Source organism: Frankia sp. Mgl5 (assembly GCF_023242985.1).
GTDB classification, from domain to species: domain Bacteria; phylum Actinomycetota; class Actinomycetes; order Frankiales; family Frankiaceae; genus Parafrankia; species Parafrankia soli.
This window is the reverse complement of record NZ_JALKFY010000607.1, coordinates 81,842-90,050: the sequence shown is the minus strand read 5'-3', so window position 1 is coordinate 90,050 and position 8,209 is coordinate 81,842. Positions and strand designations below refer to the sequence as shown.

Here is an 8,209-nt window from a genome sequence, read left to right as displayed (position 1 = left end):
GACGCCGGGCCCGACCACCCGGCGCGGTCAGCCACGCCCGCCGCCGACCCAGCCCACACCGGAAATCCTCACCTCAGCGGGGAAGCGAGGCCTGCCGCTCCAGGAAGGCGGCGACGTCACTCTCCGACTCGAGCGGCAGGGGGTACACGAGGAGACGGTCGACCCCAAGATCGGCATACCGGCGAGCTGATCCCGCATCGACCTCGACCGGATCAAGCTGCATATAGATGATCTCCAGGCGGCCGAGTCGGGCCGGCCGCTCCACCTCGGCTGCCGCCGCGGCCAGTCCGGACAGGTGTGTGGCCAGGTCGGCGGCCGTACCGTTGCCGAACCATCCGTGCCCGCGAGCGACCGCGCGCCGGTAGGCGGCCGGGCTGTGACCGCCGATCACGATGCGCGGTCCGCCCGGGCGTACGGGCCGTGGGTGCGCGTCGACGTTCCCGAACGAAACGTACCGCCCGCGGTAGGAGGGCAGGGGATCGAGCCAGAGCGATGTCATGGCGTCCAGATACTCGTCCGTACGGCGGCCGCGGCCAGCCATCGGCACCCCGATGGCGGACATCTCCGGCTCCAGGTAGCCGGCGCCGACGCCGAGCAGCACCCGCCCTCCGCTCAGTACGTCCAGGCTCGCCACCTGCTTGGCCAGGACCAGCGGGTTGCGCTGGGGAAGGATGACGATCCCGGTGCCCAGCTCGAGCCGCCGAGTGGCCGCCGCCACGTAGGTCAGGTGTACCAGGGGGTCGAGGATCGGGTCCGTCGCCTCCATCGGCGATGCCGGCACCCGAGGGCTGGGCAGGACGACATGCTCACCGGCCCACCAGGAGCGGTACCCCAGCTCCTCGGCCAGCCGGGCCAGGCGGACGGTCGCCTCCGGGCCGGCCGTCGCCTTCGCGTTCAGACCATTGACACCGAGTTCCACGCTCGCGCTCCTCGAAAGCCTCTGCTGGGACGTCACCTCGCCGGCCGTTCAGCCGGCCGGAGCCTCGGCCTCGGCGACGACGATCCCGGGCGGCGTCCCACTCGTGGACCTCACCCGGCCGGGCGCGTCCTGTCCGCCAGACCACCGTGCCTGGCTCCTCCGGGTCGGTCCAAGACCCGTTGTTATAACCAATGGTTATGGATGTGCATGTGCGGGACCTCCGTTACTTCGTGGCGGTCGCCGAGGAACAGAGCTTCACCCGGGCGGCGAGCCAGCGGCTGTTCATCTCGCAGCCGGCGCTGAGCAAGCAGATCCGCCAGCTGGAGCAGTCATTGCGGACCGTCCTGTTCGATCGGGACCGGCGGACGGTCCGGCTGACTCCGGCCGGAGAGGCCCTGCTGCCCTATGCCCGGCAGCTCACCGAGGACTGGGAGGCGGCGCTGCTCGCGGTGTCGGAGGCGTCGGCCCAGGCCGGGACGACAGTGAGGGTCGGCTTTCAGACGCGGATCGGTCGCGGGCTCATCCCAGCCATCACCGCGCGGATGCGACAGCGGCTTCCCGGCTGGAAGCTGATGTTCCGCCAGGTCTCCTGGGCCGACCCCACGGTCGGCCTGGCCCAGGGCGAGGTGGATGTCGCGATCGCCTGGCTGCCGGTACCCGACACCGGCGCGCTTTCCTGGCGGGTCGTGGCGCGGGAAGATGTCTGGGTCGCGCTCGCGCCCGGACACCGCCTGGCCAGTCGGCCCATAGTGCCTTTCGTCGATCTCGTCGATGAGCCCTTCGTCGCGCTGCCGAGGACGGCCGGCGCCCAGCGGGACTTCTGGCTCGGGGCGGCGGCCCGGCGGTCCCCGGCCGTCATCGCGGGGGAGGCCGAGACCGCCGAGGAGTCGTTCGAAGCGGTCGCCTCTGGAACAGGGATCACCCTGCTTTCCGCTGGCAACGCCGAGATCTACCACCGCGACGACGTCGTCTGTCGGCCGGTCAGCGGACTGCCGCCCAGCGAACTGGCCGTCGTCTGGCGAACGGTCGACAACCGACCGTTCGTCGACGTCTTCGCCGACATCTGCCGTGCCTGCTCCAGCCCCGCGGCCGAGGCTGGTAAGTGCGACCCGTCACTGTGATCGGCTCCGTTGCACGCCGACGCGGACGGCCTCAGCCCGAAGGAGCACCGCGAGACGATGGAGCTCTTCCAGAGCGACATCGCCCCGGTGCTGCGCAGGGAGATCCCGAGCCGTCCCTTCCCCACCCCGCCGCCGCTGCCTGCCGACACCCTCCCCGACGCCCAGACGGCCGGCCCGGTCCCGATCACGGCGTCGACTGCCGTCCAGGGCCTGTAAGGCCCGCCTCGCGGGTGGAAGTCCGGCTCATGGGATCTGCCGCAAGGACGCTGCTCGGTACCTTTCCCGCGTGATCGCCCGACTCTGCCGGCCCACGTCGGTCGGCCTGGCTCAGGCGGGGATCTGATCGTCGAGGTACCAGCCGTAGGGGCTGGGCTGGCTGGCGTTGGCGCGGCGGGGCTCGTACTGCTGGACGTAGAGGGCGGCGACCAGTTCGGCGCGGGTGCGCACGCCGGTCTTGGCGAACACCGCCTTGAGGTGGTCCTGCGCGGTGAAGGGGGAGATGCCCAGCGCGGTGGCCATCTGCCGGGTGGATCTGCCCTGGGCGGCGAGCCCGATGACCTCGCGTTCGCGCGGCGTGAGGCCGTAGGCGCCGGCGATCACCTCGCTGACGATGATCGGGCGGGCGCCCTCGATGATGACGGCGATCGTCGGCGGGTCGCCGCCGGGCATCGGCGAGCCGTGCAGCACGACCCAGCGGCGGTCGCGGGCCGGCAGCGCGGCGCGCGCGAGGCCGTTGCCGGTGGCGGCGGCCACGGCGATGGACCGCACGACGCTGGGCAGCCGGCCCCGGTCGTCCAGCGTGGCGAGCCAGGCGCGGCCGTCGTCGGTGACCGACTCGATCTCGCCGCGGGCGGTGACGATCAGCAGGCCCGGCGGCCGTTCGACGCTTCCCGGCGAGGCGAGCGCGGCGCGGAGCATGGTGAGGCGGAACAGGTCGGCGATGGCGGTCAGGGCGGCGCGTATGGACGCCTCGTCCCGGTCGCTGAACGGCCGGCTCGAGCCCGTGCGGTAGAGCGTCAGCGTTCCCCAGGTCATGGCGCCCGAGCGCAGGATCACCCGCATCTCGTCGACGCAGGACAGCCGCGACAGTAGCGGCTCCCAGCGTTTCGCCCTGGTCAGGTCCCCGCCGGTCGTCTGGTGCAGCCGGCCGACAAGGCGGCCGCCGCCCGCCAGGTCGCGGTAGCCGTTGAGGTCGGTGCCGGTGAACTCCAGCTCGTAGAGGACGTTCTCCCGGTCCCGTTCGTCGCCGGCTGGCTGTCCGCTGATGAAGCAGCTCGTCCACAGCATGGTGGCGGGGTCCACGGTCGAGATCGCGGCGATGTCGTACGGGACGCTCGCGCGCAGGATGCGGTCCAGGCGGCCGCGCACGGCGGTGAGGTCGGCGCCCTCGGCCGCCAGCGCCTGGACCCGCTCGCACAGATTCACGGTTCCAGGATGACCATGCCGACCCGCCGGGCCAACCCCTCATATCTGGGATAGGCGGGTGGCCCGGGGGATTCGTACCTTCACTGCCATGACTGCTGACACGCTCGTCCGCGACGACCTGTTCACCCATATCCACAAGGCGCTGCGCCTGGGACTGTTCGAGCTCACCGTCCAGGCGGGCCGCACCGACTGGGCGGACCCCGCCGAGGTGGCGGCCCTCGGCGAGCGGTGGTGGCCGCTGCTCGACCTGCTGCGCGCCCACACCGAGCACGAGGACCGGCACATCCTGCGCATCCTCGACGACGTCGACCCGCAGACCACCGAACCGGCCGGCGAGCAGCACCGCGACCTCGACGACCTGCTCGGCGACCTCGACGACAGGTTCATCGCCGTGCTCGCGGCCCCCAACCCTTCGGCCGGGCTCGGGCTCTACCGTGACCTGGCCCGTTTCGTCGCCAGCTACCTCCCCCACCTGCACGACGAGGAGACCGCGGTCATGGCGCGGGTCTGGGAACTGTGTGGAGACGAGGAGATCGCCGTGACCCGCGCCCGCTTCATGGCCGACACGACCCCGGAGGTGATGGCCACGACGCTGCAGTACATGCTCCCCGCCCTGGAGCGGCCCACCCGGCACGCCCTGGTCGCCCGGCTGGCCGCCACCGCGCCCCCGCCCGTCCTGCAGGGACTCCTCCAGATCGGAGAGCGCGTCCTGGACCCCGCCGCCTTCGCCGACGTGCGCGCGGTCGCTGCCGCCGCCGCAGCGGCACACGGCTGACCGCACGGAGCCCTGCGCGACGGATCGTCACGACGCCCGTCACCGTGCCGACCGGTCGGCACGGTGAGGCCGGGGCAATAACATGGCCGCGATGCCGACGCTCCTGATCGTCCACCACACGCCGTCGCCGACGATGCAGGCGATGCTGGAGGCGGTGCTCGTCGGTGCCCGGGACGACGCGATCGAGGGCGTCGACGTCGTCGTCCGTCCGGCGCTGGCCGCGACAGCGGTCGACGTGCTCGCCGCGGACGGCTACGTGCTCGGCACGCCGGCGAACATCGGCTACATGAGCGGCGCGCTCAAGCACTTCTTCGACCAGATCTACTATCCCGTGCTTGAGGCGACCATCGGCCGGCCATACGCGCTTTACGTGCACGGCGGCAGCGACACGACCGGTGCGATCCGCGGGGTCGAGACCATCGCCACCGGGCTGAAGTGGAAGCGCCTGCGCGAGCCCCTGTCACTCGTCGGCGAGGCGGATGCCGCTGCACGCGAGGCCTGCTGGGAGCTCGGGGCCACGGTCGCGGCCAGTCTGATGCCCGCGTGACTCGGGCGGCACCACACGGTGGGGCTACCGGCGTCGCATCCGATCCTGACCACAGGACTGCAGACCAACCCGATGGCTGCATCTGGCGGTGCGCACACGAGATCGATGGCACCGCTGTCACCAAGCAGCCCTCAGACGCGGGCTCTGCTTCTCAGCGACAGAGACCCGCTACCGGTTGACGATCTCCTGATCCGGACAGGTACGGGTTGCCTCGCCGTCGCTGTCCGAGTGGATCCGAGTCAGCCGAGGTAGTCGGCATCGAATGAAATGGTCTGGTCGCCACACCCATGACTGCCGGGGAGTCCGATGCCATCCTTCGCCACGGCATCCTTCGAACAGACTCTGACCCCCGCGTTCTCGTGCAGGCCCTGTCCCGGATAGGAGACGGTTACCGTGATTTTGTACCTGTCGGCGGAGATCTGCTGCGGGGCGCCGATGACGGGGCTGCCGGCCCCCAGCCGCAGCGTTTCCGGCATCGGCGTCGTGGAGTCAGTCCCGTAGTTGACAGCGAAATACGTGTATCTGGCCTGGGACATCTCGGTTCTCAGTGCCGCCGGCGGGACGCTGAACACCACTGTCATGGTGAAATGACACTGCCCAGCCGCGCAGCTGTTTGTGGATTGCGAGGCCGGATCCAGGGGGGATCCACGGGTGACGTAGACCGTGCTGGCTGGCGAGGTTGCCAGCGGAGTCTTCGCGGTGCTCGTCCGGAATACCTTGACCGTGTAGCGGGTAGCCAGGTTTGGTGTGAGGTGGAAATTGTAACCGGCGGTTGAGCCGGTGGGGTTGAGCGGGACCGAGGCGACGGGAGCCGGCGCATCGGTGAAAGGAAACTCCTGGGAGTACAGGGTGGCGACCTCGCCGCTGATCGCGTTGATGACCTCGCCGCTGATCTGGGCGTCCATGCCCGAGCCGCTCTGGTAAGGGACGTGAACATAGCCGTCGACCGGTGCGGAGCTAGAGGAGACGGCCGCCTGGATGCGTGGCATGGGCGATACGGACGTGATCGGGTGTGTGGCATCGGCGGGCCGAGTACGTGACGGGTGGATGGCCTGTATGACGACGGCGGCGATGACCGCGATTCCGGCTATCGTGATGACGGCCTGCAAGAGGCGCGGCGCCGAACGCCAGCGAGGGCGTGACTGTAGCGCCTGTTGGGGTAGGTGGATCCAGCCCATTGCGGTGCCCTGTTGGGCAGCCCCCACGCCGATTGGCCACAGTGCTGCGAGGAGCAGGGCTGCCTCGCCCAGGTGAGAGCGTCCGCGGCGCCGCCACTCCGCGCCGTAGGCATGTGACGCGACGGACCGCAGTTTCGTGACCAGACTAGCGGCGTCCGCGGGCCGGGACCGGGGATCTTTAGCCATCCCGGCCACGATCAGTGGCCGTAGCGCCTCGGGCAGCGGATCCAGGGGCACGGGCTCGGTGGTGTGCTGACGGAGTAACTCCTCGCGCGTCCCGGTGAATGGCGGATGGCCGGCGAGACATTCATAGAACGTGGCGGTGGCCGCGTACACATCCCCGGAGGGGCTCGCGGGGGCCCCGGCGAGCTGCTCGGGCGCGGCATAGCGAAGCGTCCCCGCGGGTGGGGGTCGCTCACCGGAACGCGCGGCGATACCGAAGTCGGTCAGTTTACTGGTGCCTTCGGCGTCGACCAGCACGTTCTCCGGCTTGTAGTCACGGTGCACCACACCCCGTCGGTGTGCGGCAGCCAGGCCCAACAACGAACCCTCGAGCACGACCAGGGCAGCCTCGGGCGTCGTGGCACCCCGCTCGGCCAGGATCTGCCGCAGCGAAACGCCCTCGACCAGCTCCATCACGATCCCGGCGCCCGCTGCCGACTCGACGTACTCGTAGAGCCGGACCACATTCGGATCCGTGATCGACGCCAGCACCGCCGCCTCGTCGCGGAACATCAGCGTGAACATCGGATCCTTGCGCAGGTCGGCCCGCAGATACTTGATGGCCACCGGTGTACCGGATGCCTCATGCCGGGCGAGGACGACCCGGCCGAAACCACCAGAACCGATTTCCCTGAGCTCGGTGTAGCCGGGCACGGTCCATGCAGCCATCGGTATCCCCTCTTACCTGCATCGGGCGGCTCGCGGGGCCGGCGCGCCACACCATGTCGGCGCAGTGTATAAGCGACCGTGCGCTCACATTCCAGTTTTCCTGATGCTGACGGTCTAGTGCGCGGTCAGCAGGTGAGCGCGACCGGAACCGACACTGTCCGCGGGTCAGGGTCGAGAATCTGCAGCACCACGGTCTGCGTCGTACCACCATGACCAGCGACCTCAAGAGTGATGACCAGGTCCGCGGCATGTTGCCCACGCGAAACCGACTGATGTAACGTCGACGCCTGCTCCCCACCCGGGGTGAACTGCCACCGGTACGTGATAGTGCCGGCGGCACCGTTGGTCTTCACTCGAGCAGTCACATCCGCCCGACACCCCGACGTTTTCTTCGCCGACACCGCCGCGTCCGTCACGCTAAACGGCGCATGATGAAACCGCGCGAACAGCACAACACCAGAAGTCACAATCAACAGCGCGGTGAAAGCCCAGCCACCCAGCCGACGCCACCGCGCCGAGCGGTTCGGCGGCGCACCCTCACCCCAGATCTGCTCCGCAGCCCGCCCGCCCTGACCCGCCGACGGGACGGCCGGAACCCCAGGGCCATACCGGATAACACCCGCTACCGGCGTCGGTGGCACGCCGTCGGCTGGCGGTGGCGCGCCCACGCCCTTCTCCGCCACCGGATCGGGCTGCACACGGTTTTTCGCCGGCTGACGTACCGGTCCGGGTGGCCCGACCGAACCCGGCAGGATGACGGTCTCTTGCTTCGGACGGATACGGGTCGCGTCGTCACCGCCGTCGTCTGTGCTGCCTCGCAGGTCAGCCATCTAACCCCACTTCCCGCAGCCAGGGCCGAGCCCCACCGACACATGCCCCATAACGCGATGCTAGCGATAAAACGCATATTCCCGCAATGTGGTAGCGCAAATGGACCGCTTTGCGCTCCAGGCCATAGGGGTGCGGCGAGACCAGAGCGTTCAGCCGCCTGAGGGGCATTCGGTGGGATCGACCTGGGCGGGCACCAGCCCGGTGAACTCCTCGTGGGTGGCACTGACGCGCGCCCTCGCCGACACGTCACGTAGCCGATTGACGCATCTGACTTTCTGCAAGTTCTTCGACCAAGCGTATTACGCTTGCTTGGAAGCAATCGTCGGCCGGCCATACGCCCTGTACGTCCACGGCGGCTCCGACACCACAGGCGCGGTCCGAAGCGTGGAGACGATCGCCACCGGTCTGAAGTGGAAGCGGTTGCGCGAGCCGGTGACGGTACTTCGGCATGCCGGACGCGAACGATCGAGAGGCATGCTGGGAGTCGGGGGCCACGGTGGCCGCGAGCCTGATGCCATAGCC

The 8,209-nt window shown here is 69.6% G+C and carries 7 protein-coding genes and 2 pseudogenes; 5 read left to right on the top strand and 4 right to left on the bottom strand.

Features of this window, described 5'->3' with window-relative positions; translation table 11 throughout:
• Positions 1 to 73 precede the first annotated feature (73 nt).
• Positions 74 to 919, bottom strand: coding sequence for an LLM class F420-dependent oxidoreductase (locus MXD62_RS12470; RefSeq protein WP_248829435.1), 846 nt, complete (start codon positions 917 to 919; stop codon positions 74 to 76).
• 191 nt (positions 920 to 1,110) lie between these two features.
• Between MXD62_RS12470 and MXD62_RS12465 the strand changes: the two genes are divergently transcribed.
• Both MXD62_RS12465 and MXD62_RS12460 read left to right on the top strand, forming a co-directional pair.
• Positions 1,111 to 2,040, top strand: coding sequence for a LysR family transcriptional regulator (locus tag MXD62_RS12465; protein WP_251081557.1), 930 nt, complete (start codon positions 1,111 to 1,113; stop codon positions 2,038 to 2,040).
• A 9-nt stretch (positions 2,041 to 2,049) separates the two neighbouring features.
• Positions 2,050 to 2,256 (top strand): annotated as a pseudogene (locus tag MXD62_RS12460) (hypothetical protein); the annotation flags it as partial.
• A 111-nt stretch (positions 2,257 to 2,367) separates the two neighbouring features.
• Here MXD62_RS12460 and MXD62_RS12455 read toward each other — a convergent pair.
• A complete protein-coding gene (locus tag MXD62_RS12455) occupies positions 2,368 to 3,465 on the bottom strand; it encodes a LuxR C-terminal-related transcriptional regulator (protein ID WP_248829433.1) in 1,098 nt (365 codons plus the stop codon).
• Positions 3,466 to 3,553: 88 nt separating this feature from the next.
• On the opposite strand from MXD62_RS12455, the gene MXD62_RS12450 reads away from it, so the two are divergent.
• Both MXD62_RS12450 and MXD62_RS12445 read left to right on the top strand, forming a co-directional pair.
• On the top strand, positions 3,554 to 4,240 hold the full coding sequence (locus MXD62_RS12450) for a hemerythrin domain-containing protein (RefSeq protein ID WP_248829432.1): 687 nt from the start codon (positions 3,554 to 3,556) through the stop codon (positions 4,238 to 4,240).
• 82 nt (positions 4,241 to 4,322) lie between these two features.
• A complete protein-coding gene (locus tag MXD62_RS12445; RefSeq protein ID WP_248829431.1) occupies positions 4,323 to 4,787 on the top strand; it encodes a flavodoxin family protein in 465 nt (154 codons plus the stop codon).
• A 239-nt stretch (positions 4,788 to 5,026) separates the two neighbouring features.
• Here MXD62_RS12445 and MXD62_RS12440 read toward each other — a convergent pair whose 3' ends face one another.
• Together MXD62_RS12440 and MXD62_RS12435 are read right to left on the bottom strand one after the other, a co-directional pair.
• Positions 5,027 to 6,856, bottom strand: a complete 1,830-nt coding sequence (locus tag MXD62_RS12440; protein WP_248829430.1) for a serine/threonine-protein kinase — start codon at positions 6,854 to 6,856, stop codon at positions 5,027 to 5,029.
• 125 nt (positions 6,857 to 6,981) lie between these two features.
• The gene (locus MXD62_RS12435) at positions 6,982 to 7,686 is read right to left on the bottom strand and encodes a hypothetical protein (protein WP_248829429.1); all 705 of its coding nucleotides are present in this window, start codon (positions 7,684 to 7,686) and stop codon (positions 6,982 to 6,984) included.
• Between the two features lie 283 nt (positions 7,687 to 7,969).
• Between MXD62_RS12435 and MXD62_RS12430 the strand changes: the two are divergent.
• A pseudogene (locus MXD62_RS12430) lies at positions 7,970 to 8,207 on the top strand (flavodoxin); the annotation flags it as partial.
• Positions 8,208 to 8,209 lie beyond the last annotated feature (2 nt).

Excerpts from the sequence above, each read along its gene's own strand:
- MXD62_RS12465 (WP_251081557.1), top strand. The coding sequence starts at position 1,111 with ATGGTTATGGATGTGCATGTGCGGGACCTCCGTTACTTCGTGGCGGTC.
- MXD62_RS12450 (WP_248829432.1), top strand. The coding sequence starts at position 3,554 with ATGACTGCTGACACGCTCGTCCGCGACGACCTGTTCACCCATATCCAC.
- MXD62_RS12445 (WP_248829431.1), top strand. The coding sequence starts at position 4,323 with ATGGCCGCGATGCCGACGCTCCTGATCGTCCACCACACGCCGTCGCCG.
- MXD62_RS12440 (WP_248829430.1), bottom strand. The coding sequence starts at position 6,856 with ATGGCTGCATGGACCGTGCCCGGCTACACCGAGCTCAGGGAAATCGGT.
- MXD62_RS12435 (WP_248829429.1), bottom strand. The coding sequence starts at position 7,686 with ATGGCTGACCTGCGAGGCAGCACAGACGACGGCGGTGACGACGCGACC.